This window comes from Enterobacter sp. C3_dUdeg (assembly GCF_057536195.1).
In genome coordinates this window covers 103,704-125,332 of record NZ_BAAKFX010000006.1, presented here as the reverse complement: position 1 = coordinate 125,332, position 21,629 = coordinate 103,704, and the positions used below count along the sequence as shown (strand labels likewise).

Below are 21,629 nucleotides of genomic sequence, written 5' to 3'. Positions count from 1 at the left end.
GCCTCGCCCTGAATTTGAGTATTATTGAGCGATAAAGTCGTGAAGGGATCCTCTATGAAGCAAATTCGAATGCTTGCCCAGTATTACGTCGACCTGATGATGAAGCTTGGGCTGGTGCGTTTCTCCATGCTGCTTGCGCTGGCGCTGGTCGTTCTGGCCATTGTCGTACAAATGGCCGTCACCATGGTTCTGCATGGTCAGGTCGAGAGTATCGACGTCATCCGCTCCATCTTCTTTGGCTTGCTCATTACGCCCTGGGCGGTCTATTTCCTTTCCGTAGTGGTTGAACAGCTGGAAGAGTCCCGTCAGCGTCTGTCAAAACTGGTCGATAAACTGGAAGAGATGCGCGAGCGCGACCTGAAGCTCAACGTCCAGCTTAAAGACAATATTGCGCAGCTGAATCAGGAGATTTCCGATCGTGAGAAGGCGGAAGCCGAGCGTCAGGCCACGCTGGAGCAGCTGAAAATCGAAATGAAAGAGCGCGAGGTCACGCAGATCCAGCTTGAGCAGCAATCCTCTTTCCTGCGGTCGTTCCTTGATGCTTCGCCGGATCTGGTGTTTTACCGTAATGAAGATAAAGAATTTTCCGGCTGTAACCGGGCGATGGAGCTGCTCACCGGGAAAAGCGAGAAGCAGCTGATTAACCTGAAGCCGCAGGACGTTTACTCTGAAGAGGCGGCGGCCAAGGTCATGGAGACGGACGAAAAAGTATTCCGCCATAACGTCTCGCTGACCTATGAACAGTGGCTGGATTACCCGGACGGACGCAAAGCCTGCTTTGAGATCCGTAAGGTGCCCTACTATGACCGCGTGGGGAAACGCCACGGCCTGATGGGGTTTGGCCGCGATATCACCGAGCGTAAGCGCTACCAGGATGCCCTGGAGCGCGCCAGCCGCGATAAGACTACCTTTATCTCCACCATCAGCCACGAGCTGCGTACGCCGCTTAATGGCATTGTCGGGCTGAGCCGTATTCTGCTGGATACCGACCTGACAGCAGAGCAGGAAAAATACCTCAAGACTATCCATGTCTCTGCGGTCACGCTGGGTAATATCTTCAACGATATTATTGATATGGATAAGATGGAGCGCCGTAAAGTTCAGCTTGATAATCAGCCTGTTGATTTCACCAGCTTCCTTGCCGACCTAGAAAACCTGTCCGGCCTGCAGGCGCAGCAGAAGGGACTGAGCTTTGTCATGGATCCCACCCTGCCGCTGCCGCATAAAGTGGTGACCGACGGCACGCGTCTGCGTCAGATCCTGTGGAATCTCATCAGCAACGCGGTGAAATTTACCCAGAAGGGGCAGGTGGCGGTGCGCATCCGCTATGACGAAGGCGATATGCTGCACTTCGAGGTGGAAGACTCCGGGATGGGTATTCCGCAGGAGGAGCAGGACAAAATTTTCGCGATGTACTACCAGGTGAAGGACAGCAACGGCGGGAAACCGGCCACAGGAACGGGCATTGGTCTTGCGGTGTCTAAGCGGCTGGCGAAGAGCATGGGGGGCGATATCACCGTTGTCAGCCAGCCGGGCAAAGGATCAACCTTCACGCTAACGGTCCATGCGCCGGCGGTGGCGGAGGAGGTTGAAGACACCTTTGAAAACGACGACATGCCGCTGCCCGCGCTGCACGTCCTGCTGGTGGAAGACATTGAGCTGAACGTGATTGTGGCGCGCTCGGTGCTGGAAAAACTGGGCAATAGCGTGGATGTCGCGATGACCGGTAAGGCCGCGCTGGAGATGTTTAAACCGGGCGAATACGATCTTGTTCTGCTCGATATCCAGCTGCCGGATATGACCGGGCTGGATATCTCTCGTGAGCTGACGCGTCAGTACGTGGCCGACGAGCTGCCGCCGCTGGTGGCGCTGACGGCGAACGTGCTGAAAGACAAAAAAGAGTATCTCGATGCCGGTATGGACGATGTACTCAGCAAGCCGCTGGCGGTGCCTGCTCTGACCGCCATGATTAAGAAGTTCTGGGATACCCGTGATGAAGAGGAGAGCACCATGACGTCTGTTGATAGCGCAAAAGCCCAAATGATACTCGATACCGCAATGCTGGAGCAGTACATCGATCTGGTGGGTCCGAAACTGATTACCGATGGTCTGGCGGTGTTCGAAAAAATGATGCCGGGCTATCTGAGCGTGCTGGAATCAAACCTGACGGCTCGTGACCAGAAGGGCATCGTCGAAGAAGGACATAAAATCAAAGGCGCCGCCGGCTCGGTCGGCTTACGCCATCTGCAGCAGCTGGGTCAACAGATTCAGTCGCCTGATTTACCTGCATGGGAAGATAACGTGGGTGATTGGGTTGAAGAGATGAAACAAGAGTGGCAAAACGATGTGGCGGTGCTTAAAGCCTGGGTAGACGCCAGAAAAAAATGACCCCGGATTAACCGGGGTGCGCGAATACTGCGCCAACACCAGGGAAATCGTGGCTGCGCCTGTTTTATAAAGTTATTTTCGAAAGGGCGCTGCCTGAAAAATTTAGGCCGCACGCAGATAAGATAGCAAATCTTAAATGGTTTGTTACATGAATCAGTGAAATGTGTGAAGCATAGCGTTTTAATCAAAATTATTAATGTGCTTCAGCAAGTTGCAGAAAAGGATTGTCATGATGAAAAAGATTGGTGTCGTGCTGAGCGGATGCGGTGTTTACGATGGTTCTGAAATACATGAAGCCGTAATCACGCTGCTGGCCCTGGCTAAGCAGGGAGCAGAGGTTATTTGTTTTGCGCAGGACAAAAATCAGGCGGATGTGATTAATCATCTGACCGGCGAGCCGATGGCAGAAACCCGCAATGTACTGATTGAAGCCGCGCGTATTGCGCGAGGTGATATCCATCCTCTTATTCAGGCAGACCCTACAGAGCTTGATGCGCTTATTGTGCCGGGTGGGTTTGGCGCGGCCAAAAATCTCAGTACCTTTGCTGCGCAGGGAGCGGAGTGTCAGGTCGATCCTCATTTAAAGGCGCTGTCGCAGGCCATGCACGCGGCAGGAAAACCGCAGGGCTTTATCTGCATCGCGCCGGCAATGCTGCCCAGGATTTTTGATTTCCCGCTGCGCCTGACTATCGGGACGGATATTGATACCGCAGAGATCGTCGAGGAAATGGGGGGCGAACACGTTCCGTGCCCGGTTGATGACATTGTGGTTGATGAAGATAACAAAATTGTCACCACGCCGGCTTATATGCTGGCGAATAATATCGCTGAGGCGGCCTCAGGTATTGAAAAGCTGGTGGCTCGCGTGCTGGTGCTGACTGAATGAGGCGTAAATTTGCCGCAGGCGCAGGGGTGAAACGTTTTCTCTTGCGCATCGTACTTGTGCTGGCGGTATTCTGGGGAGGCGGGCTGGCTTTATTCAGCATTATGCCGGTTCCGTTCTCTGCCGTTATGGTTGAGCGCCAGCTTAGCGCGTGGTTCAGCGGCGATTTCAGCTACGTTGCCCACTCTGACTGGGTGAGCATGGACGAGATCTCCCCGTTCATGGGGCTGGCGGTCATCGCGGCGGAGGACCAGAAATTCCCGGAGCACTGGGGGTTCGACGTGGCGGCCATTGAGAAGGCGCTAGCCCATAACGAACGCCATGAAAACCGCGTGCGCGGGGCATCAACCTTGTCGCAGCAGACGGCCAAAAACCTGTTTCTGTGGGATGGTCGAAGCTGGGTGCGAAAAGGGCTGGAAGCAGGGTTGACCCTGGGGATGGAAACGGTCTGGAGCAAAAAACGCATTCTGACCGTCTATCTCAACGTCGCTGAGTTTGGCGACGGTATATTTGGCGTGGAAGCTGCCGCACAGCGGTATTTCAATAAGCCAGCCAGCCGTCTGAGCATGTCAGAAGCGGCGCTATTGGCCGCTGTGTTACCGAACCCTATCCGCTTTAAGGCCAGTGCCCCATCAGGTTATGTGCGAAGCCGTCAGGCGTGGATTATGCGCCAGATGAATCAGCTGGGTGGAGAGGAGTTTATGCAGCGTAATAATCTTATGTAGAGCGGGTAAGCGCAGCGCTACCCGCCTGAATAGCAGACCTTAATCTTCGTCGAACCCTGCGTTAAACAGGGCAATCACCGCCGCCAGCGCTTCCTCTTCCTGAGGGCCGGTGGCTTCTACTTCAATCTGGCGCCCTTTGGCGGAATCCAGCATCAGCAGCGCAATCACGCTGTTCGCCTCCGCTTCGGTGCCTTCGTCATTCCGCAGCAGAACCTCTGCATCGAAACCCTGCATCAGCTCAAACAACTTCATCGCCGGGCGTGCATGCATACCCAGCTTGTTGGTGATCTCAACGGTTTGTTTTACGGTCATGTTTTACGTTTTTCCAGCGTGCGATGACGGGACTGAACGTTCTTCCCGCGCGAGCGGAAATAGTCGGCCAGCTGTTCGGCGATGTAAACCGAACGATGTTTACCGCCGGTACAGCCAATCGCCACCGTCAGGTAGCTACGATTGTTTGTCTCCAGCATAGGTAACCATAGCTCAAGGTAGCTTCGCGTCTGGTAGATAAAATTGTGTACTTCTGTGTGCCGGTCGAGGAACGCCGCCACCGGCTTATCCAGACCGGTCATTGGACGCAGTTTTGGATCCCAGTGCGGGTTCGGCAGGAAGCGCACGTCGAAAACGTAATCCGCATCAATCGGAATACCGTGCTTAAAGCCGAAGGATTCGAACACCATCGTCAGTTCGCGCTCGCGTTTACCCAACAGCCGGGTACGCAGCATTTCCGCCAGCTCGTGAACGGACATCTCAGAGGTGTCGACAATCAGGTCGGCACGAGAACGCAGCGGCTCCAGCAGGTCGCTCTCTTCATCGATAGCGCTCTCCAGAGAGAGGTTCTTGCTGGAAAGCGGATGCAAACGACGGGTATCGCTGTAGCGGCGGATCAGCGTATTGCGGTCTGCATCGAGGAACAGCAGCTGAGGCGAGAACGCGTCAGGCAGGTTGCTCATGGCCTGTTCGAAGATCTCTGGCGATTCAGGCATGTTACGAACGTCGATACTGACGGCGGCAGAGGTTTGTCTCTCCGCCAGCGTGCGTGCCAGGTCGGGTAACAACACGACCGGCAGGTTATCGACGCAGTAAAAACCCATGTCTTCCAGGGCGCGCAGAGCAACGGATTTCCCCGACCCTGAACGGCCACTGACAATCATCAGCACCATGTTCCGTTTCTCCTCAGGACAACAGATGTGAAGGCCATCTCCTGGTTATGCATCATCCTGATTGCCTTCTGCTTCAGTGATAATTTGATAGAGCTCTTCATCACTTTGGGCCGAGCGCAGTCGACGGCAAATGGTTTTATCGGCCAGACGTTTTGCGACCAGCGACAGCGTATGCAGATGGGTTTTCGTCTGGTCGGCAGGCACCAGCAGCGCGAAGAGGAGATCGACGGGCTGGTTATCAATGGCATCGAAGGCGATGGGTGTTTCAAGCTGCACAAACACACCAACGGCACGCAGGGTATCCTCTTCCAGTTTGCCGTGCGGGATCGCGATGCCGTTGCCGATACCGGTACTGCCCATTTTTTCACGGGTCAGAATCGCTTCGAACACCACCTGCGGCGGCAGGCCCAGCTGTTTGGCAGCCAGTTCACTGATGATCTCCAGCGCACGTTTTTTGCTCTGGCAGTGAACCGCACTGCGGGTACATTCCTGGTTAAGGACATTGCTCAGTTGAAGAGCGGAATCGTTGTTCATCATAATTTCACCTAAGCGCTAACTGTACAAATGGCCTGTTGTGTTTCACAACAGGCCGTCTTGCACCCGTTAACTGCCCGGACAATTAGTGTTGTTTCAGTTTATCTTTATGTTTATTGAGCTGTCGTGCAAGCTTATCAATCAAGCCGTCGATAGCAGCGTACATGTCTTGCCCTTCCGCACTGGCATGCAGTTCACCCCCGTTAACATGCAGGGTGGCATCCGAGATATGAGTCACTTTCTCCACTTTCAACACAATATAGACCTGATTGATCCTTTCGAAATACTGCTCGAGTTTTGCAAACTTCGCGTTCACGAAGTCGCGTAAAGCCTCAGTAATTTCGACGTTTTGTCCAGTGATGTTGAGCTGCATAGTGTCTTCCTTATCGGTTGTGTCAGACCAGCTGTTTACGCTGGTTGGACGGCGGAATGGATAAAGACTCTCGATACTTCGCAACAGTACGACGTGCCACCATAATACCCTGATCGGACAGCATGGTGGTTAACTTACTGTCGCTTAGTGGCTTCGCGGGGTTCTCCGCGGCGATCAACTTCTTCACCAGGGCACGAATGGCCGTTGACGACGCTTCGCCGCCGCCCTCGGTATTCACATGGCTGGAGAAGAAATACTTAAGCTCAAATATACCGCGTGGACTGTGCAGATACTTCTGCGTGGTGACACGGGAAATGGTTGATTCATGCATCTCGACGGCCTGGGCGATATCCGCCAGTACCATCGGTTTCATATACTCTTCGCCCTGCTCAAAGAACGCCTGCTGCTGTTCGACAATACAGCGGCTGACGCGCAGCAGCGTATCATTTCGGCTTTCCAGACTTTTGATCAGCCATCGCGCTTCCTGAAGATTGCTACGAATATATTGATTGTCGGAGTCGTTACGCGCGCTGGTGCACATGGAGGCATACTGCTGGTTGATTTGCAGGCGAGGGATGCTGTCTGAATTCAGTTCAACGACCCAGCGGTCATTGTGTTTTCTCACCAGCACGTCCGGGATGACGTACTCGGGCTCGCTGGTCTGGATCGACTGTCCCGGGCGCGGATCGAGTGACTGGATCAGATTCACCGCTTCTTTCAGCACCTCTTCCTTCAGGCGCGTGACGCGCATCAGGCTGCGGAAATCGTGGTTGGCCAACAGATCCAGATGATCGCTGATGATTAAGCGCGCCTCGTCGAGCCATGGCGTCTCTTTGCTGAACTGAGAAAGCTGGATCAGCAGGCAGTCGCGCAGATCTTTTGCGGCCACGCCTACCGGATCGAAACGCTGGATGCGCTTCAGAACGGCTTCGATCTCCTCAAGTTCAATCTCTTCGTCGCCCATGCTTTCCAGGATATCGTCCAGCGTGACGGTCAAATAGCCGGTGTCGTCAACGGCATCGACAATTGAGGTGGCAATCGCGCGGTCGGTATCGGAGAAGGGGGTAAGTTCCACCTGCCACATCAGGTAATCCTGCAGCGACTGGGTGGTTTCTCCCTGATAGACCGGTAGCTCATCATCCTGGTAGTCTGCACGCGTACCGGAAGGGGTTCCGGCGGTGTAGATTTCATCCCAGCTGGCATCCAGCGGTAGCTCGTCGGGCATCTCTTTTTGTTCGAGTGCATCCGCGGTGTCGAGCGCTTCTGTATCCTGTGACTGCTGAGTATCTACCTCGTCATGAAGATCGGTTTGTTCCAGCAGGGGGTTGCTGTCCAGCGCCTGCTGGAGCTCCTGCTGAAGTTCTAACGTGGACAGTTGCAACAGGCGAATTGCCTGCTGTAGCTGCGGCGTCATTGCCAGTTGTTGGCTGAGCCTTAATTGCAAACCTTGCTTCATGTTCAGAGCATTTTTCTCCGGTTCGGCGTTACGTTACCTCTACCCTATCAGAGTCTGAAGTCTTCCCCAAGATAGACGCGCTTAACATGATCGTCTTCGAGGATCTGCTGCGGCGTACCGTGGGCGATCAGATTGCCCTGGCTGACAATATACGCGCGTTCACACACGGCCAGCGTTTCACGGACGTTGTGGTCGGTGATCAGTACGCCAAGCCCGCTGTCACGCAGGTGTTCAATGATGCGTTTAATGTCGATAACCGAGATCGGGTCAACGCCGGCAAACGGTTCATCCAGAAGGATAAATTTCGGGTTTGCGGCCAGCGCACGTGCAATCTCAACACGACGGCGTTCACCCCCGGAGAGTGCCTGACCGAGGCTGTCGCGCAGATGCTCAATGTGGAACTCTTCCATCAACTCGTTGGCACGATCCTGACGCTGTTCGCTGGTCAGATCGTTACGAATTTCCAGGACCGCCATCAGGTTATCGTAAACGCTAAGACGACGGAAAATGGAGGCTTCCTGCGGCAGGTAGCCGATCCCGCGACGCGCGCGCGCGTGCAGCGGCAGAAGGCTGATGTCTTCATCGTCAATGATAATGTTGCCGGCATCGCGCGGCACAATGCCAACGACCATGTAGAAGGTGGTGGTTTTACCCGCACCGTTAGGGCCAAGCAGCCCTACAATTTCGCCGGAGTTGACGGTCAGACTGACATCTTCTACGACACGGCGGCCCTTGTAGGCCTTCGCGAGATTTTTTGCAGTTAATGTTGCCATAACGAATTAGTTACTCTTCTTCTGTGCCGGGGCCTGGCCTTTGCCTTTGTCCTGCAGCTGCGACGGAACCAGGACGGTCGTGACGCGTTTGCCTTTCTCGCTGGAGGCCTGCATTTTTTGCTCTTTCACCAGATAGGTGATCTGGTCGCCGGTAATGTTGCTGTCCAGCTGTTCCAGATACGCGTTTCCGGTCAGGATGACCAGGTCCTTCGCCAGCTCATAGTGCATATGCGAAGCGCGGCCTTTCACCGGCTTGCCGTTGTCCTGCATCTGGTAGAAGGTGGCCGGGTTGCCGTAACCATCAATGATCTCTTTGCCCTGCTCGCCACCCGGACGGGTCACGACCACTTTGTCGGCGTTAATTTTGATGGTGCCCTGAGTCATGACGACGTTACCCGTGAAGGTGACGACGTTGCCCTGCATATCGAGAGACTGGGTATCAGACTCGATATGGATCGGTTGGTCGGTATCGCCCGTTACAGCAAGCGCGGGGAGACTGGTCGCCAGCATCGCGCTGGCGATAATTACTTTAAGGCTGAGTTTGTTTGTTTTGAATTTCATAGGAGGTTCTAACCTTTTCAATCAGCTCGGCGTTCTTGCTGCGTAAGTTCCCGCGCATTCTCAAACCGCTGGAATTAAATGTTGTGCCATACAGTGTGACCAGATCCTGCGAGGTCACGTCCTGGGTTACCAGGTTAATTTGGGCATTATCCGTCGTAATTTTTCGCAGTTGCGAGTCAGCGGTCAGGGCGTTGACTTCAACGTGGCCATACAGATAAAGCATACGGTCATTTGTCAGTTTTGCCCGATCTGACTTAATTGACCACGTTGGCACTTTGTCCTTATCAAATGTGGTCATGACAGGTTGGGTAAACCACGAAATACCGTCATCTGAAAAATATTCAACATGCTGGGCAATCAGGCGATAGTTCAGCGCGCCTTCCGGGCTGTAGACCACGGTGTCGCTGTGATCGCTTTTATAGGTTGGATCGTTATTGTTGACCACTTCCGTTTGCGGATCGTCGCGATCGGCAAGGTTCACGCCAATCAATACCAGTGCGACAAGCGAAAGCAAAATGATAATCCAGCGTCTGGTTTTACTCATATCGATTGCCCTTTGGCCTCATCAAGCTTGCCCTGCGCCAGCAAAAGCAGATCGCAGACTTCACGTACGGCACCACGGCCCCCGTTGATGTGGGTAACGTAGTCAGCGCGCGGGATCAGCAGCGGATGCGCATCGGCAACGGCGATGCTCAGCCCGACTTCAGCCATCACGGGCCAGTCAATCAGATCGTCCCCGACGTAGGCTACGTTTTCCGGCGCGATAGCCAGTTTACCCAGTAAATCCTTATACGCCGCCATCTTATCGGATTGACCCTGATACAGATGGGTAATTCCTAAGGTTTCACAGCGGTCTTCTACCAGTTTAGCTTTTCGCCCGGTGATGATAGCCACCTCAATACCCGAGGTGAGCGCGCAGCGGATACCGTAGCCGTCGCGAACGTTAAACGCTTTCAGCTCTTCACCATTATTGCCCATGTAAATCAGGCCATCGGAAAGTACGCCATCCACGTCCAGGATGAGCAGACGAATGTTTTCCGCCTTTGCCATCATCTGGGTACTGACCGGTCCATAACAGGTTGCAAGGGATGCACCCGCATTACTCATTGTCTTATCCTTCATTACACTACGCCTGCGCGCAGCAGATCATGCATATGTACCACACCCAGCAACTGGTCGCCATCGGCAACCATCACTGAGGTAATGTGGCGGGACTGCATCAGGTTCAGCACATCCACGGCCAGCGTACCCGGACGGACGCGGATACCGCCCGGCGTCATCACATCGGCAATGCCGAGCTTGCGGACATCTACACCCATGTCGAACACGCGGCGCAGGTCGCCATCGGTGAAGATCCCCTGAATTTTCATCAGATCGTCGCACACGACCGTCATACCCAGATTCTTACGGGTGATTTCCAGCAGCGCATCACGCAGGGAGGCTTCTTTACTGACGTGAGGGATCTCATCCCCGGTGTGCATAATATCGTTTACCCGAAGCAGAAGCTTGCGCCCCAGCGCGCCGCCCGGGTGGGAAAGCGCGAAATCTTCCGGCGTAAAACCGCGGGCTTCGAGCAGCGCGACGGCAAGCGCATCACCCATCACCAGTGCGGCGGTGGTGCTGGACGTCGGCGCCAGGCCGAGCGGACAGGCCTCCTTGGGCACTTTCACGCACAGGTGAATATCGGCTGCCCGCGCCATGCTGCTTTCCGGACGGCTGGTCATGCAAATAAGCGGCACCTGCAGTCGCTTCAGTACCGGGATCAGCGCCAGAATTTCATTGGACTCCCCGGAGTTGGACAGCGCGATGACGATATCCTGCGGCGTGACCATACCCAGGTCACCGTGCGCGGCTTCCCCCGGATGTACAAAGAAGGAAGAGGTTCCGGTGCTGGCAAACGTTGCCGCCATTTTGCGTCCAATGTGGCCGGACTTACCCATCCCCATCACCACGACTTTGCCGGCACAGTAGAACATCTTCTCACATGCCAGACTAAAATCCTGATTAATGTACTGATCTAACTGCGCCAGACCTTCACGTTCAATCTCCAGAACCTCTTTGCCTGCTTTCTGAAAGTCAAAACCCGGCTGCAATTCTATTTGCGACATAATGCGTTTCCGTTTACCCAGAGAGAAGAGGCGAGAGCCAGTACAGCATCGCCATCCATACGATAAATCCACCCGTCAGCAGCGCGCCTGCGCCTTTGCCGATCTGTCGTTGCCGCCGCCAGCAGAGCAGGGCAAATATCACGCTGACCAATAACATCACGCCGTAGTCGCGTGATAACGCCAGGGGATTAAAGGGCCCTGGCGTTATCAGGGCCGGCAGGCCCATCACAATGGCGATATTAAATATGTTGGAACCGATGATATTACCAATGGCAATGTCATCCTCACCTTTCCGTGCCCCCGCAATGGCCGTGGCCAGCTCCGGCAGGCTGGTGCCGATGGCAATCACCGTCAGGCCAATGGTCAGTTCACTGATGGCGAAATAGTTCGCCAGCACGGTCGCGTTATCCACGACCATGCGCGTTGCCATCGGCATGATGATCAGCGCAACGCCAAGCCAGAGCAGGGCAACAGGCAGCGTGCCTTCTCGCGGCAGTTCGGCGACCTGCTCCCGCGTGAGGCTATCCTGACCCTGCTTCTCAGCCAGACGGGCGATTTTAACACTATACAGCAGCCAGATGACGGCCAGCGCCAGCAGGAAAATGCCGTCGCTGTAGCTCAGCACACCATCGTAAAATACGCAGCCTGCCAGCAGGCTTACGATTAACATTAGCGGCAATTCACGGCGCAGAACATCAGAATGCACGCGAAATGGATGGAGCAGTGCGGCCAGGCCCAAAATCAAGAGTATATTGACGATGTTGGAGCCAATCGCGGTACCAACTGCCAGGTCTAACTGACCATGCAGCGATGCCGAGACAGAGACGATGATTTCAGGAAGTGACGTTCCAACACTCACCACGGTCATCCCGATGACGACAGGCGGTACGCCGGTCAGGCGACACAGGATAGATGCAGCAAACACTAAACGGTCAGCACTGTAGACCACCAAAAGTAAACCAATTATTAACAGTGCTGTTGCTAAAAGCATCAAAAGTCCTTTCTTCAGGTATACTCGTCGGTCCATCGCACGGGAATGGCTGGACTGCATACAGTCTGAGGCGTAACGAATTCCTAATTTTGACTTTATGCGCCGGAAAAGTAAAACAAATGCCAGCTTTCGCTAACCTCAACGGCTATTATTCTGTAAAAATGCGGAGTTGAGGGCTGATTCAGGCGGCATGCCTTAACGTGAGCAGGGTAATAAAGGAACCATAAATGAGCCAAACGATGGCGAATTTAGTCGATGTTCGCGGCGTGAGTTTTTCTCGCGCCAACAGATTGATATTTGATGATATTTCGTTGACCGTACCGCGTGGCAAAATCACTGCCATCATGGGGCCGTCCGGGATCGGTAAAACGACCCTGCTGCGCCTTATTGGTGGGCAGATCCCACCTGATAGCGGTGAAATCCTCTTTGATGGCGAAAACATCCCGGAGATGTCACGCTCGCGTCTGTATACTGTCCGCAAACGCATGAGCATGCTCTTTCAGTCGGGAGCCTTGTTCACCGACATGAATGTCTTTGATAACGTGGCCTATCCGCTGCGTGAGCATACCAGCCTGCCGCCAGAACTGCTGAAAAGCACGGTGATGATGAAGCTCGAAGCCGTCGGTTTGCGGGGCGCTGCAAAGCTGATGCCTTCGGAGCTGTCCGGCGGGATGGCGCGCCGCGCCGCGCTGGCACGCGCCATTGCATTAGAACCTGATTTAATCATGTTCGACGAACCGTTTGTTGGACAGGATCCCATCACGATGGGCGTGCTGGTGAAGCTCATCTCTGAACTGAACAGCGCGCTTGGCGTCACCTGCATTGTAGTATCTCACGATGTACCGGAAGTATTGAGCATTGCCGATTACGCCTATATTGTGGCGGACAAAAAGATCGTCGCACACGGTAGCGCTCAGGCGCTGCAGGAAAATTGCGATCCGCGCGTGCGGCAGTTCCTTGACGGTATTGCCGATGGCCCTGTGCCATTCCGCTACCCGGCGGGCGACTATCGTGACGATTTACTGGGAATAGGGAGTTAAGCCACTCATGCTGTTAAATGCGTTGGCCGCTCTCGGACACCGTGGCATAAAAACCATCAGGACGTTCGGGCGTGCCGGATTGATGTTATTCAACGCGCTGGTCGGCAAGCCGGAATTCCGTAAGCACGCACCGCTGCTGGTGCGGCAGCTTTATAATGTCGGCGTGCTGTCGATGCTCATCATCATTGTCTCCGGTCTGTTTATCGGTATGGTGCTTGGGCTGCAGGGCTATCTGGTTCTGACAACCTACAGTGCGGAAACCAGCCTCGGGATGCTGGTGGCGCTCTCGCTGCTGCGCGAGCTGGGGCCGGTTGTGGCGGCGCTGTTGTTCGCCGGGCGCGCGGGGTCGGCATTAACGGCTGAAATTGGCCTGATGCGTGCGACCGAGCAGCTCTCCAGCATGGAGATGATGGCGGTCGATCCGCTGCGTCGCGTGATCTCGCCGCGTTTCTGGGCTGGGGTGATCTCTTTACCGTTACTGACTATTCTGTTTGTCGCCGTGGGTATCTGGGGCGGTTCGCTGGTTGGTGTGCACTGGAAAGGCATTGATGCCGGTTTCTTCTGGTCCGCGATGCAGGACGCCATCGACCTGCGAATGGATCTGGTTAACTGCCTGATTAAAAGCGTGGTATTTGCCATTACGGTCACCTGGATTGCATTGTTCAATGGTTACGATGCCATCCCGACGTCGGCGGGCATTAGCCGCGCAACTACACGTACAGTCGTACATTCGTCGCTGGCCGTACTGGGTCTGGATTTTGTGCTCACCGCACTGATGTTTGGGAATTGAGTTCATGCAAACGAGAAAAAATGAAATTTGGGTCGGTGTATTCCTGCTGCTGGCGCTGCTGGCCGCGCTGTTTATCTGCCTGAGAGCGGCGGATATCACGTCTGTACGCACCGAGCCGACGTATCGCATCTATGCCACCTTCGATAACATCGGCGGGCTGAAGGCGCGTTCACCGGTCCGCATCGGCGGCGTGGTGATCGGACGCGTATCTGACATTACGCTGGATGAGAAAACCTACCTGCCACGCGTCGCGATGGATATCGAAGAGCGTTACAACCATATCCCGGACACCAGTTCCCTTTCTATCCGTACTTCCGGCCTGCTGGGCGAACAATATCTGGCGCTTAACGTTGGCTTTGAAGATCCCGAGCTGGGAACGACTATCCTTAAAGACGGTAGCGTCATTCAGGATACGAAATCCGCGATGGTTCTGGAGGATATGATTGGTCAGTTCCTTTACAACAGTAAAGGGGATGAGAAAAAATCCGACGCTGCCCCTGCGCAGAGCGAAGATCATACCGACGTCGCACCGACGCCAGGTGCTGCGAATTAATATCAGGAGAAGTCATTCATGTTTAAACGACTGTTAATGGTTGCCATGCTGGTCATCGCCCCTCTAACCGCCGCCCACGCTGCGGATCAGAGTAACCCGTACAAACTGATGGACGAAGCGGCGAAGAAGACATTCGACCGTCTTAAAAACGAACAGCCTAAAATTCGTGCTAATCCTGATTATCTGCGTGACGTTGTTGACCAGGAACTGCTGCCGTACGTGCAGATTAAATATGCGGGTGCGCTGGTGCTGGGACGTTATTACAAAGACGCGACCCCTGCGCAGCGTGATGCCTACTTTGCCGCGTTCCGTGAATACCTGAAACAGGCTTATGGCCAGGCGCTGGCGATGTACCACGGCCAGACCTATCAGATTGCGCCTGAGCAGCCGCTGGGCGATGCGACCATCGTCCCTATCCGTGTGACGATCATCGATCCTAACGGTCGTCCGCCGGTTCGTCTGGATTTCCAGTGGCGTAAAAACAGCCAGACCGGTCACTGGCAGGCTTATGACATGATTGCCGAAGGGGTAAGCATGATCACCACCAAACAGAACGAATGGAGCGACCTGCTGCGCACCAAAGGCATTGATGGCCTGACCGCTCAGTTGCAGTCTATCTCTCGCCAGAAAATTACTCTGGATGAGAAGAAGTAATGTCACAGCAACTCAGCTGGTCGCGTGAAGGCGAGACATTAAAGCTGTCCGGTGAACTGGATCAGGATCTGCTGAACCCACTGTGGGACAAACGCCACGAAGCGATGCAGGGCGTGACGCTTATCGACTTAACCGACGTCACGCGGGTAGATACGGCAGGTGTTGCGCTGCTTGCCCATCTGATTGCCGTGGGGAAAAAGCAGGGGACAAGCGTCACGCTTCACGGCGCGAGCGATAATGTCGTGACCCTTGCGCAGCTCTACAATCTCCCTCAGGACGTACTGCCTCGTTAATATTTTCAGTGCGTTACTTCCGAAAGCCCTGACTGTTTCATCGTCGGGGCTTTTTGCTTGTTTAAGACAACGCCACTTTGCTCTAAGATGTTGGGCTTGTTTTCACTATCAGATGATTAAGAGCCCATGGAAAATCATGAAATCCAGACAGTGCTGATGAATGCACTCTCCCTCCAGGAAGCCCACGTCACTGGCGATGGCAGTCACTTCCAGGTTATTGCTGTGGGTGAGATGTTCGACGGTATGAGCCGCGTGAAGAAACAGCAGGCTGTGTACGCGCCGCTGATGGAATATATTGCGGATAACCGCATCCACGCCCTGTCGATTAAAGCGTTCACCCCGCAAGAGTGGGCACGCGATCGCAAACTAAACGGTTTTTGAGCTGAGGGCGACAGGCCCGCAGCACGGTTGAATTTATAAGAGAGCACACAATGGATAAATTTCGTGTACAGGGGCCAACGCGTCTCCAGGGCGAAGTCACAATTTCTGGCGCTAAAAACGCCGCGCTGCCAATCCTCTTTGCTGCGCTGCTGGCTGAAGAGCCGGTAGAAATTCAGAACGTACCGAAGCTGAAAGATATCGACACCACCATGAAGCTGCTCACCCAGCTGGGCACGAAAGTTGAGCGTAACGGTTCCGTCTGGATCGACGCCAGCAAGGTGAACAACTTCTCAGCCCCTTACGATCTGGTGAAAACCATGCGTGCATCCATCTGGGCGCTTGGCCCGCTGGTAGCGCGTTTTGGTCAGGGACAGGTCTCTCTGCCAGGCGGCTGCGCCATCGGTGCACGTCCGGTTGATCTGCACATCTTCGGTCTGGAAAAACTGGGCGCCGAGATTAAGCTGGAAGAAGGTTACGTTAAAGCGTCCGTTAATGGTCGTCTGAAAGGCGCGCACATCGTCATGGACAAAGTGAGCGTGGGCGCAACGGTCACCATTATGTCTGCGGCGACGCTGGCAGAAGGTACCACCATCATCGAAAATGCCGCGCGCGAACCGGAGATTGTGGATACCGCCAACTTCCTCGTGGCGCTGGGGGCAAAGATTTCCGGTCAGGGTACCGACCGTATCACCATCGAAGGCGTTGAGCGTCTGGGCGGTGGTGTCTATCGCGTTCTGCCGGACCGTATCGAAACCGGTACCTTCCTGGTCGCTGCGGCGATTTCTGGCGGGAAGATTGTTTGTCGCAACGCGCAGCCAGATACCCTGGATGCGGTGCTGGCGAAACTGCGCGATGCGGGTGCGGATATCGAAATCGGTGAAGACTGGATCAGCCTCGATATGCACGGTCAGCGTCCAAAAGCGGTCAATGTGCGTACGGCGCCGCATCCGGCGTTCCCTACGGACATGCAGGCACAGTTCACCCTGTTGAACCTGGTTGCCGAAGGCACTGGCTTCATCACAGAAACCATTTTCGAGAACCGCTTTATGCACGTACCGGAGCTGATCCGTATGGGCGCGCATGCTGAGATCGAAAGTAATACCGTGATTTGCCACGGCGTTGAGAAACTGTCAGGTGCTCAGGTGATGGCAACCGATCTGCGTGCGTCTGCAAGCCTGGTGCTGGCGGGTTGTATCGCGGAAGGTACAACGATCGTGGATCGTATCTATCACATCGATCGTGGTTATGAACGTATCGAAGATAAACTGCGCGCGCTGGGTGCCAACATCGAGCGTGTGAAGGGCGAGTAATCGTTCCGGCAGCCCCCTGCCAGCAATGACCGGGGGGTTGCTGTTCCTGTCAAAAATGCGTTATTCCTGCGGTTCTCTTTTTACCTTTCTCTGGCGAATCATGCGCGATCTGTCGATAAATTCATGGGTGATGGGATCGTGATAGCGTGAAGGCCAAATTACCCACGGATGCGTATCCAGCGCCGTCGCGATAATTAATTCTCCCTTGGGCCAGGGGCGGGTGAGGGCGTTTGCCAGAGTGGAAGAACTCAGTCCATGGCGGCGGGACTCTGCTGCCAGTGAAGTGCCTCTTTTGCGCAGCGCGGCAATAATATCAGCCGTGTGCCAGTCGATAAATTTCGTATCCATAACGCCGTCCTTAAGTTCGGATTCACCTACGCCGTTTCTTCTGAAACGACGCGGTTACTATACCCATTTCAACTTCTTGTTCTAAAAAGTTCGCGTTACTTGAAGGGATATTCAGAATAAGACACGGCTTTATTCATGCGGTCTCTAAACCGATGAATTTACATGAACACGGAATTTACAGGTGTGTACTGGAATCTCCCCGCTATCGCTGCGGGGAGAAACAAGAGGATTAACGGTCGCGCTGAACGGCGATGTGGGCAAGACCAATCAGTGCCTCGCGCCACGGGCTGTCTGGAATGACCTGAAGCGCTTCGATGGCTTTGTCGGCTTCTTCTTCCGCGCGCTGACGCGTCCATTCCAGCGATCCGCAGATAGCCATAGTTTCCAGTACAGGTTCCAGAAGATGGCGGCCATTTCCCTGCTCAATCGCTTCACGGATCATTTTCGCCTGGTCGGCTGTTCCGTTGCGCATAGCATGAAGCAGCGGCAGGGTGGGTTTACCTTCGTTCAGGTCATCGCCCACGTTTTTACCGAGCGTCTCGCCGTCCGCACTGTAGTCCAGCAAATCATCAATCAGCTGGAAGGCCGTACCCAGATAGCGGCCATAGTCCTGCAGGCCTTTTTCCTGGGCTTCAGTACAGTCGGCCAGAATGCCGGAACACTGGGCAGCCGCTTCAAACAGGCGCGCCGTTTTGCTGTAGATGACGCGCATGTAGTTTTCTTCGGTGATATCAGGGTCGTTGACGTTCATCAGCTGCAGCACTTCGCCTTCAGCAATGACGTTTACGGCTTCGGACATCACTTCCAGCACTTTCAGGGAGCCCAGGCTGGTCATCATCTGGAAGGCGCGGGTATAGATAAAATCCCCCACCAGGACGCTGGCTGCGTTTCCGAAAGCGGCGTTTGCCGTGGCTTTGCCACGACGCATATCCGATTCATCCACAACATCGTCATGCAGAAGCGTCGCCGTGTGAATAAATTCGATGAGCGCTGCGATAGTGATGTGAGCATTTCCCTGATAGCCAACGGCTCTGGCAGCCAGAATGGCAATCATCGGACGAATGCGTTTACCGCCGCCGCTGACGATGTAATAGCCCAACTGATTGATCAGCTGAACGTCAGAGTTGAGTTGCTCCAGGATTGCTGCATTCACACCCGCCATATCTTGCGCGGTTAACTCGTTGATTTTTTCTAAATTCATCGCAAAAGCCGGGCTTTTTATCCTGTTGATCCCATCTTCAATGGGGTAACGAAGGGTTTCGGTTTATCAATAGTAGTGCTGATTGTACTGAAAAAACGGCACAGATAAACGTTACCGTACGTGTTGTGTTTTTTTTCTTCATGTATTGACGGTAGCACTTGTCAAAGGCTCGCGTTTTGCGTAATATTCGCGCCCTATTGTGAATATTTATAGCGCACTCTGATTCATACGAGGACGTGCGCGGAAGCGGAGTTTATATGTACGCGGTTTTCCAAAGTGGTGGTAAACAACACCGAGTAAGCGAAGGTCAGACCGTTCGCCTGGAAAAGCTGGACATCGCAACTGGCGAATCTGTTGAGTTCGCAGAAGTTCTGATGATCGCAAACGGTGAAGAAGTCAAAATCGGCGTTCCTTTCGTTGATGGCGGCGTTATCAAAGCTGAAGTTGTTGCACACGGTCGTGGCGAGAAAGTTAAAATCGTTAAGTTTCGTCGTCGTAAGCACTACCGTAAGCAGCAGGGCCACCGTCAGTGGTTCACTGATGTGAAAATTACTGGCATCAGCGCCTAAGACCTGAGGAGAGATTTAAATGGCACATAAAAAGGCTGGCGGCTCCACACGTAACGGTCGCGATTCAGAAGCTAAACGCCTTGGCGTTAAGCGTTTCGGTGGCGAATCCGTTCTGGCGGGTAGCATCATCGTTCGTCAACGTGGTACCAAATTCCACGCTGGCAACAACGTAGGTTGCGGTCGTGACCACACTCTGTTTGCTAAAGCAGACGGTAAAGTGAAATTTGAAGTTAAAGGCCCGAACAACCGTAAATACATCAGCATCGTTGCTGAGTAAGGTTTTCTCGGTCCGGAAACGGATTAAAGCCCCGCAACCTGTTGCGGGGCTTTTTACATTGGAAACCCGGTAATTTTTTCTGTAGGGAAAACGGGCATGAAGCAGCAGGCCGGCATTGGTATTCTTTTGGCGCTCACTACCGCAATGTGCTGGGGTGCGCTGCCAATTGCAATGAAGCAGGTACTGGAAGTGATGGAGCCGCCTACGGTGGTCTTTTATCGCTTTCTGATGGCAAGCATCGGCCTCGGGGCCATTCTGGCTATCAAAGGTAAGCTTCCACCCTTGCGGCTCTTCCGCAAACCGCGCTGGCTGGTATTGCTGGCTATCGCGACGGGCGGTCTGTTCGGTAACTTCATCCTGTTCAGCTCTTCCCTGCAATATCTCAGCCCCACGGCGTCGCAGGTGATAGGTCAGCTTTCACCGGTGGGCATGATGGTCGCCAGCGTCTTTATCCTCAAGGAAAAGATGCGCGTTACGCAGATTATCGGGGCGAGCATGCTGCTGTGCGGTCTGGTGATGTTCTTCAACACCAGTCTGATTGAGATTTTCACCCGCCTGACGGATTACACATGGGGTGTAATTTTTGGTGTGGGGGCAGCAACGGTTTGGGTGAGCTATGGCGTCGCACAAAAGGTGTTATTGCGTCGTCTTGCCTCACAGCAGATCCTCTTTTTATTGTACACTTTGTGTACAATAGCATTGCTGCCATTAGCAAAGCCGGGTGTGATTTCCCAGCTTAGCGACTGGCAACTGGCGTGCCTCATTTTTTGTGGGCTGAACACGCTGGTCGGTTATGGCGCGCTGGCCGAAGCGATGGCGCGCTGGCAGGCGGCACAGGTGAGCGCGTTAATTACGCTTACTCCGCTGTTTACGCTGTTATTTTCAGATTTGTTATCAATGGCCTGGCCCGATGTCTTCGTCAGACCGATGCTCAACCTGTTGGGTTATCTCGGTGCGTTTGTCGTGGTTGCGGGCGCGATGTATTCCGCCATTGGTCATCGTCTTTGGGGACGTTGGCGCAAAAATGAAGCGGTTGTAGTAGTCCCCCGCTCAGGCGAATGAGTTACGGAGAGTAAAATGAAGTTTGTTGATGAAGCGACGATCCTGGTCGTGGCTGGTGATGGCGGCAATGGTTGCGTGAGCTTCCGCCGTGAAAAGTATATCCCACGTGGCGGTCCTGACGGCGGCGACGGCGGGGATGGTGGTGACGTGTGGCTGGAGGCGGATGAGAACCTCAACACGCTGATCGACTACCGTTTCGAAAAATCCTTCCGCGCTGAACGTGGCCAGAACGGCCAGAGCCGTGACTGTACCGGGAAACGCGGTAAAGACGTCACCATTAAGGTTCCGGTCGGTACGCGTGTGATTGACCAGGGGACCGGTGAAACCATGGGTGACATGACCAAACACGGTCAGCGCCTGATGGTGGCGAAAGGCGGCTGGCACGGTCTGGGTAACAGCCGTTTCAAATCCTCCGTTAACCGTACTCCGCGTCAGAAAACGATGGGTACGCCGGGCGATAAGCGCGATCTGCAGCTGGAGCTGATGCTTCTGGCAGACGTGGGCATGCTGGGTATGCCAAACGCCGGTAAATCGACGTTCATTCGCGCCGTTTCTGCGGCGAAACCAAAAGTGGCGGACTATCCGTTTACCACGCTGGTACCAAGCCTGGGCGTTGTCCGTATGGATAACGAGAAGAGCTTTGTGGTTGCCGATATTCCGGGTCTGATTGAAGGCGCTGCGGAAGGCGCGGGTCTGGGTATTCGCTTCCTGAAACACCTTGAGCGTTGCCGCGTGCTGCTGCACCTTATCGATATCGATCCTATCGACGGTTCCGATCCGGTAGAAAACGCCCGCATCATCATCGGTGAGCTGGAAAAATACAGCGAAAAACTGGCGAATAAACCACGCTGGCTGGTCTTCAACAAGATCGACCTGATGGACAAAGCTGAAGCGGAAGCGAAAGCTAAAGCGATTGCTGAAGCGATGGGCTGGGAAGATAAATACTACCTGATCTCTGCGGCAAGCCAGGTTGGCGTGAAAGATCTGTGCTGGGATGTGATGACCTTCATCATTGAGAACCCAGTTGTTCAGGCAGAAGAAGCGAAACAGCCTGAAAAAGTCGAATTCATGTGGGATGACTACCACCGCCAGCAGCTTGAAGAACTGGAAGCGGAAGATGATGATGAAGACTGGGACGATGACTGGGATGAAGACGACGAAGAAGGCGTCGAGTTCATCTACAAGCACTAATATCT

At 54.1% G+C, this 21,629-nt stretch carries 27 protein-coding genes; 14 read left to right on the top strand and 13 right to left on the bottom strand.

All coding sequences use genetic code 11. The features are described from left to right. Window positions 1–54: 54 nt before the first annotated feature. The 3 genes from arcB to mtgA all read left to right on the top strand — a co-directional run bounded on the left by arcB (window position 55) and on the right by mtgA (window position 3,996). On the top strand, window positions 55–2,388 hold the full coding sequence (arcB, locus tag AC27FC_RS15520) for an aerobic respiration two-component sensor histidine kinase ArcB (RefSeq protein WP_196355042.1): 2,334 nt from the start codon (window positions 55–57) through the stop codon (window positions 2,386–2,388). A gap of 232 nt (window positions 2,389–2,620) precedes the next feature. Continuing rightward, the gene (gene elbB / locus AC27FC_RS15515) at window positions 2,621–3,274 is read left to right on the top strand and encodes an isoprenoid biosynthesis glyoxalase ElbB (protein WP_167818742.1); all 654 of its coding nucleotides are present in this window, start codon (window positions 2,621–2,623) and stop codon (window positions 3,272–3,274) included. Next, window positions 3,271–3,996: a monofunctional biosynthetic peptidoglycan transglycosylase gene (gene mtgA, locus AC27FC_RS15510; RefSeq protein ID WP_064673371.1), complete on the top strand. Its 726-nt coding sequence runs from the start codon at window positions 3,271–3,273 to the stop codon at window positions 3,994–3,996. Before elbB ends, mtgA begins: the two co-directional genes overlap by 4 nt. 39 nt (window positions 3,997–4,035) lie before the next feature. Here mtgA and npr read toward each other — a convergent pair whose 3' ends face one another. From npr to AC27FC_RS15455, 11 genes are all read right to left on the bottom strand, one after another. After that, on the bottom strand, window positions 4,036–4,308 hold the full coding sequence (gene npr, locus AC27FC_RS15505; protein WP_003861872.1) for a PTS phosphocarrier protein NPr: 273 nt from the start codon (window positions 4,306–4,308) through the stop codon (window positions 4,036–4,038). Continuing rightward, entirely contained in the window at window positions 4,305–5,159 is an 855-nt protein-coding gene (gene rapZ, locus AC27FC_RS15500; RefSeq protein WP_014885397.1) for an RNase adapter RapZ, read from the bottom strand. The genes npr and rapZ overlap by 4 nt, the downstream gene beginning before the upstream one ends. A 45-nt stretch (window positions 5,160–5,204) precedes the next feature. After that, window positions 5,205–5,696: a PTS IIA-like nitrogen regulatory protein PtsN gene (ptsN, locus tag AC27FC_RS15495; RefSeq protein ID WP_008501443.1), complete on the bottom strand. Its 492-nt coding sequence runs from the start codon at window positions 5,694–5,696 to the stop codon at window positions 5,205–5,207. Between the two features lie 82 nt (window positions 5,697–5,778). Beyond that, the gene (hpf, locus tag AC27FC_RS15490) at window positions 5,779–6,066 is read right to left on the bottom strand and encodes a ribosome hibernation promoting factor (protein WP_008501444.1); all 288 of its coding nucleotides are present in this window, start codon (window positions 6,064–6,066) and stop codon (window positions 5,779–5,781) included. Window positions 6,067–6,088: 22 nt separating this feature from the next. Beyond that, on the bottom strand, window positions 6,089–7,522 hold the full coding sequence (rpoN, locus tag AC27FC_RS15485) for an RNA polymerase factor sigma-54 (protein WP_047060252.1): 1,434 nt from the start codon (window positions 7,520–7,522) through the stop codon (window positions 6,089–6,091). 47 nt (window positions 7,523–7,569) lie between these two features. Next, on the bottom strand, window positions 7,570–8,295 hold the full coding sequence (gene lptB / locus AC27FC_RS15480) for an LPS export ABC transporter ATP-binding protein (RefSeq protein ID WP_033146751.1): 726 nt from the start codon (window positions 8,293–8,295) through the stop codon (window positions 7,570–7,572). 6 nt (window positions 8,296–8,301) lie between these two features. Continuing rightward, complete coding sequence (gene lptA / locus AC27FC_RS15475) at window positions 8,302–8,856, bottom strand: lipopolysaccharide ABC transporter substrate-binding protein LptA (protein WP_033146750.1); 555 nt, start codon at window positions 8,854–8,856, stop codon at window positions 8,302–8,304. Next, on the bottom strand, window positions 8,825–9,400 hold the full coding sequence (gene lptC, locus AC27FC_RS15470; protein ID WP_033146749.1) for an LPS export ABC transporter periplasmic protein LptC: 576 nt from the start codon (window positions 9,398–9,400) through the stop codon (window positions 8,825–8,827). Before lptC ends, lptA begins: the two co-directional genes overlap by 32 nt. Then, entirely contained in the window at window positions 9,397–9,963 is a 567-nt protein-coding gene (gene kdsC, locus AC27FC_RS15465; RefSeq protein ID WP_196355064.1) for a 3-deoxy-manno-octulosonate-8-phosphatase KdsC, read from the bottom strand. Before kdsC ends, lptC begins: the two co-directional genes overlap by 4 nt. Before the next feature lie 14 nt (window positions 9,964–9,977). Further along, window positions 9,978–10,964 carry an arabinose-5-phosphate isomerase KdsD gene (gene kdsD / locus AC27FC_RS15460; protein ID WP_196355043.1) on the bottom strand — a complete coding sequence of 329 codons (987 nt, stop codon included), beginning with the start codon at window positions 10,962–10,964 and terminating at the stop codon, window positions 9,978–9,980. A gap of 13 nt (window positions 10,965–10,977) precedes the next feature. Beyond that, window positions 10,978–11,955: a calcium/sodium antiporter gene (locus AC27FC_RS15455; protein WP_094934467.1), complete on the bottom strand. Its 978-nt coding sequence runs from the start codon at window positions 11,953–11,955 to the stop codon at window positions 10,978–10,980. A 227-nt stretch (window positions 11,956–12,182) separates the two neighbouring features. Here AC27FC_RS15455 and mlaF point away from each other — a divergent pair, with 227 nt between their 5' ends. From mlaF to murA, 7 genes are all read left to right on the top strand, one after another. Next, complete coding sequence (gene mlaF / locus AC27FC_RS15450) at window positions 12,183–12,995, top strand: phospholipid ABC transporter ATP-binding protein MlaF (RefSeq protein WP_024906354.1); 813 nt, start codon at window positions 12,183–12,185, stop codon at window positions 12,993–12,995. Between the two features lie 7 nt (window positions 12,996–13,002). Continuing rightward, on the top strand, window positions 13,003–13,785 hold the full coding sequence (gene mlaE, locus AC27FC_RS15445) for a lipid asymmetry maintenance ABC transporter permease subunit MlaE (protein ID WP_010436044.1): 783 nt from the start codon (window positions 13,003–13,005) through the stop codon (window positions 13,783–13,785). 4 nt (window positions 13,786–13,789) lie between these two features. Then, window positions 13,790–14,338 (top strand): outer membrane lipid asymmetry maintenance protein MlaD, encoded by a 549-nt coding sequence (mlaD, locus tag AC27FC_RS15440; RefSeq protein ID WP_033147081.1) that lies wholly within the window; start codon window positions 13,790–13,792, stop codon window positions 14,336–14,338. A gap of 18 nt (window positions 14,339–14,356) precedes the next feature. Then, complete coding sequence (gene mlaC, locus AC27FC_RS15435; protein ID WP_033146748.1) at window positions 14,357–14,992, top strand: phospholipid-binding protein MlaC; 636 nt, start codon at window positions 14,357–14,359, stop codon at window positions 14,990–14,992. Beyond that, complete coding sequence (gene mlaB / locus AC27FC_RS15430) at window positions 14,992–15,285, top strand: lipid asymmetry maintenance protein MlaB (protein WP_023309350.1); 294 nt, start codon at window positions 14,992–14,994, stop codon at window positions 15,283–15,285. The genes mlaC and mlaB overlap by 1 nt, the downstream gene beginning before the upstream one ends. 126 nt (window positions 15,286–15,411) lie before the next feature. After that, a complete protein-coding gene (ibaG, locus tag AC27FC_RS15425; RefSeq protein ID WP_008501458.1) occupies window positions 15,412–15,666 on the top strand; it encodes a BolA family iron metabolism protein IbaG in 255 nt (84 codons plus the stop codon). A 50-nt stretch (window positions 15,667–15,716) separates the two neighbouring features. Further along, entirely contained in the window at window positions 15,717–16,976 is a 1,260-nt protein-coding gene (murA, locus tag AC27FC_RS15420) for a UDP-N-acetylglucosamine 1-carboxyvinyltransferase (RefSeq protein WP_023309349.1), read from the top strand. Window positions 16,977–17,036: 60 nt separating this feature from the next. Here the strand turns inward: murA and sfsB are convergent, their stop codons facing one another. Further along, window positions 17,037–17,324, bottom strand: coding sequence for a DNA-binding transcriptional regulator SfsB (sfsB, locus tag AC27FC_RS15415; protein WP_023309348.1), 288 nt, complete (start codon window positions 17,322–17,324; stop codon window positions 17,037–17,039). A 229-nt stretch (window positions 17,325–17,553) separates the two neighbouring features. Further along, window positions 17,554–18,525, bottom strand: coding sequence for an octaprenyl diphosphate synthase (gene ispB / locus AC27FC_RS15410; RefSeq protein WP_024906360.1), 972 nt, complete (start codon window positions 18,523–18,525; stop codon window positions 17,554–17,556). Between the two features lie 257 nt (window positions 18,526–18,782). Between ispB and rplU the strand changes: the two genes are divergently transcribed. The 4 genes from rplU to cgtA all read left to right on the top strand — a co-directional run bounded on the left by rplU (window position 18,783) and on the right by cgtA (window position 21,624). Further along, window positions 18,783–19,094 carry a 50S ribosomal protein L21 gene (gene rplU / locus AC27FC_RS15405; protein WP_003025032.1) on the top strand — a complete coding sequence of 104 codons (312 nt, stop codon included), beginning with the start codon at window positions 18,783–18,785 and terminating at the stop codon, window positions 19,092–19,094. Between the two features lie 19 nt (window positions 19,095–19,113). Next, window positions 19,114–19,371 carry a 50S ribosomal protein L27 gene (gene rpmA, locus AC27FC_RS15400; RefSeq protein WP_004385076.1) on the top strand — a complete coding sequence of 86 codons (258 nt, stop codon included), beginning with the start codon at window positions 19,114–19,116 and terminating at the stop codon, window positions 19,369–19,371. 96 nt (window positions 19,372–19,467) lie between these two features. Then, entirely contained in the window at window positions 19,468–20,433 is a 966-nt protein-coding gene (locus tag AC27FC_RS15395; RefSeq protein ID WP_094934466.1) for a DMT family transporter, read from the top strand. A gap of 15 nt (window positions 20,434–20,448) precedes the next feature. Next, the gene (cgtA, locus tag AC27FC_RS15390) at window positions 20,449–21,624 is read left to right on the top strand and encodes an Obg family GTPase CgtA (RefSeq protein WP_094934465.1); all 1,176 of its coding nucleotides are present in this window, start codon (window positions 20,449–20,451) and stop codon (window positions 21,622–21,624) included. Window positions 21,625–21,629: the final 5 nt, after the last annotated feature.

Excerpts from the sequence above, each read along its gene's own strand:
- arcB (WP_196355042.1), top strand. The coding sequence starts at position 55 with ATGAAGCAAATTCGAATGCTTGCCCAGTATTACGTCGACCTGATGATG.
- elbB (WP_167818742.1), top strand. The coding sequence starts at position 2,621 with ATGAAAAAGATTGGTGTCGTGCTGAGCGGATGCGGTGTTTACGATGGT.
- mtgA (WP_064673371.1), top strand. The coding sequence starts at position 3,271 with ATGAGGCGTAAATTTGCCGCAGGCGCAGGGGTGAAACGTTTTCTCTTG.
- npr (WP_003861872.1), bottom strand. The coding sequence starts at position 4,308 with ATGACCGTAAAACAAACCGTTGAGATCACCAACAAGCTGGGTATGCAT.
- rapZ (WP_014885397.1), bottom strand. The coding sequence starts at position 5,159 with ATGGTGCTGATGATTGTCAGTGGCCGTTCAGGGTCGGGGAAATCCGTT.
- ptsN (WP_008501443.1), bottom strand. The coding sequence starts at position 5,696 with ATGATGAACAACGATTCCGCTCTTCAACTGAGCAATGTCCTTAACCAG.
- hpf (WP_008501444.1), bottom strand. The coding sequence starts at position 6,066 with ATGCAGCTCAACATCACTGGACAAAACGTCGAAATTACTGAGGCTTTA.
- rpoN (WP_047060252.1), bottom strand. The coding sequence starts at position 7,522 with ATGAAGCAAGGTTTGCAATTAAGGCTCAGCCAACAACTGGCAATGACG.
- lptB (WP_033146751.1), bottom strand. The coding sequence starts at position 8,295 with ATGGCAACATTAACTGCAAAAAATCTCGCGAAGGCCTACAAGGGCCGC.
- lptA (WP_033146750.1), bottom strand. The coding sequence starts at position 8,856 with ATGAAATTCAAAACAAACAAACTCAGCCTTAAAGTAATTATCGCCAGC.
- lptC (WP_033146749.1), bottom strand. The coding sequence starts at position 9,400 with ATGAGTAAAACCAGACGCTGGATTATCATTTTGCTTTCGCTTGTCGCA.
- kdsC (WP_196355064.1), bottom strand. The coding sequence starts at position 9,963 with ATGAGTAATGCGGGTGCATCCCTTGCAACCTGTTATGGACCGGTCAGT.
- kdsD (WP_196355043.1), bottom strand. The coding sequence starts at position 10,964 with ATGTCGCAAATAGAATTGCAGCCGGGTTTTGACTTTCAGAAAGCAGGC.
- AC27FC_RS15455 (WP_094934467.1), bottom strand. The coding sequence starts at position 11,955 with ATGCTTTTAGCAACAGCACTGTTAATAATTGGTTTACTTTTGGTGGTC.
- mlaF (WP_024906354.1), top strand. The coding sequence starts at position 12,183 with ATGAGCCAAACGATGGCGAATTTAGTCGATGTTCGCGGCGTGAGTTTT.
- mlaE (WP_010436044.1), top strand. The coding sequence starts at position 13,003 with ATGCTGTTAAATGCGTTGGCCGCTCTCGGACACCGTGGCATAAAAACC.
- mlaD (WP_033147081.1), top strand. The coding sequence starts at position 13,790 with ATGCAAACGAGAAAAAATGAAATTTGGGTCGGTGTATTCCTGCTGCTG.
- mlaC (WP_033146748.1), top strand. The coding sequence starts at position 14,357 with ATGTTTAAACGACTGTTAATGGTTGCCATGCTGGTCATCGCCCCTCTA.
- mlaB (WP_023309350.1), top strand. The coding sequence starts at position 14,992 with ATGTCACAGCAACTCAGCTGGTCGCGTGAAGGCGAGACATTAAAGCTG.
- ibaG (WP_008501458.1), top strand. The coding sequence starts at position 15,412 with ATGGAAAATCATGAAATCCAGACAGTGCTGATGAATGCACTCTCCCTC.
- murA (WP_023309349.1), top strand. The coding sequence starts at position 15,717 with ATGGATAAATTTCGTGTACAGGGGCCAACGCGTCTCCAGGGCGAAGTC.
- sfsB (WP_023309348.1), bottom strand. The coding sequence starts at position 17,324 with ATGGATACGAAATTTATCGACTGGCACACGGCTGATATTATTGCCGCG.
- ispB (WP_024906360.1), bottom strand. The coding sequence starts at position 18,525 with ATGAATTTAGAAAAAATCAACGAGTTAACCGCGCAAGATATGGCGGGT.
- rplU (WP_003025032.1), top strand. The coding sequence starts at position 18,783 with ATGTACGCGGTTTTCCAAAGTGGTGGTAAACAACACCGAGTAAGCGAA.
- rpmA (WP_004385076.1), top strand. The coding sequence starts at position 19,114 with ATGGCACATAAAAAGGCTGGCGGCTCCACACGTAACGGTCGCGATTCA.
- AC27FC_RS15395 (WP_094934466.1), top strand. The coding sequence starts at position 19,468 with ATGAAGCAGCAGGCCGGCATTGGTATTCTTTTGGCGCTCACTACCGCA.
- cgtA (WP_094934465.1), top strand. The coding sequence starts at position 20,449 with ATGAAGTTTGTTGATGAAGCGACGATCCTGGTCGTGGCTGGTGATGGC.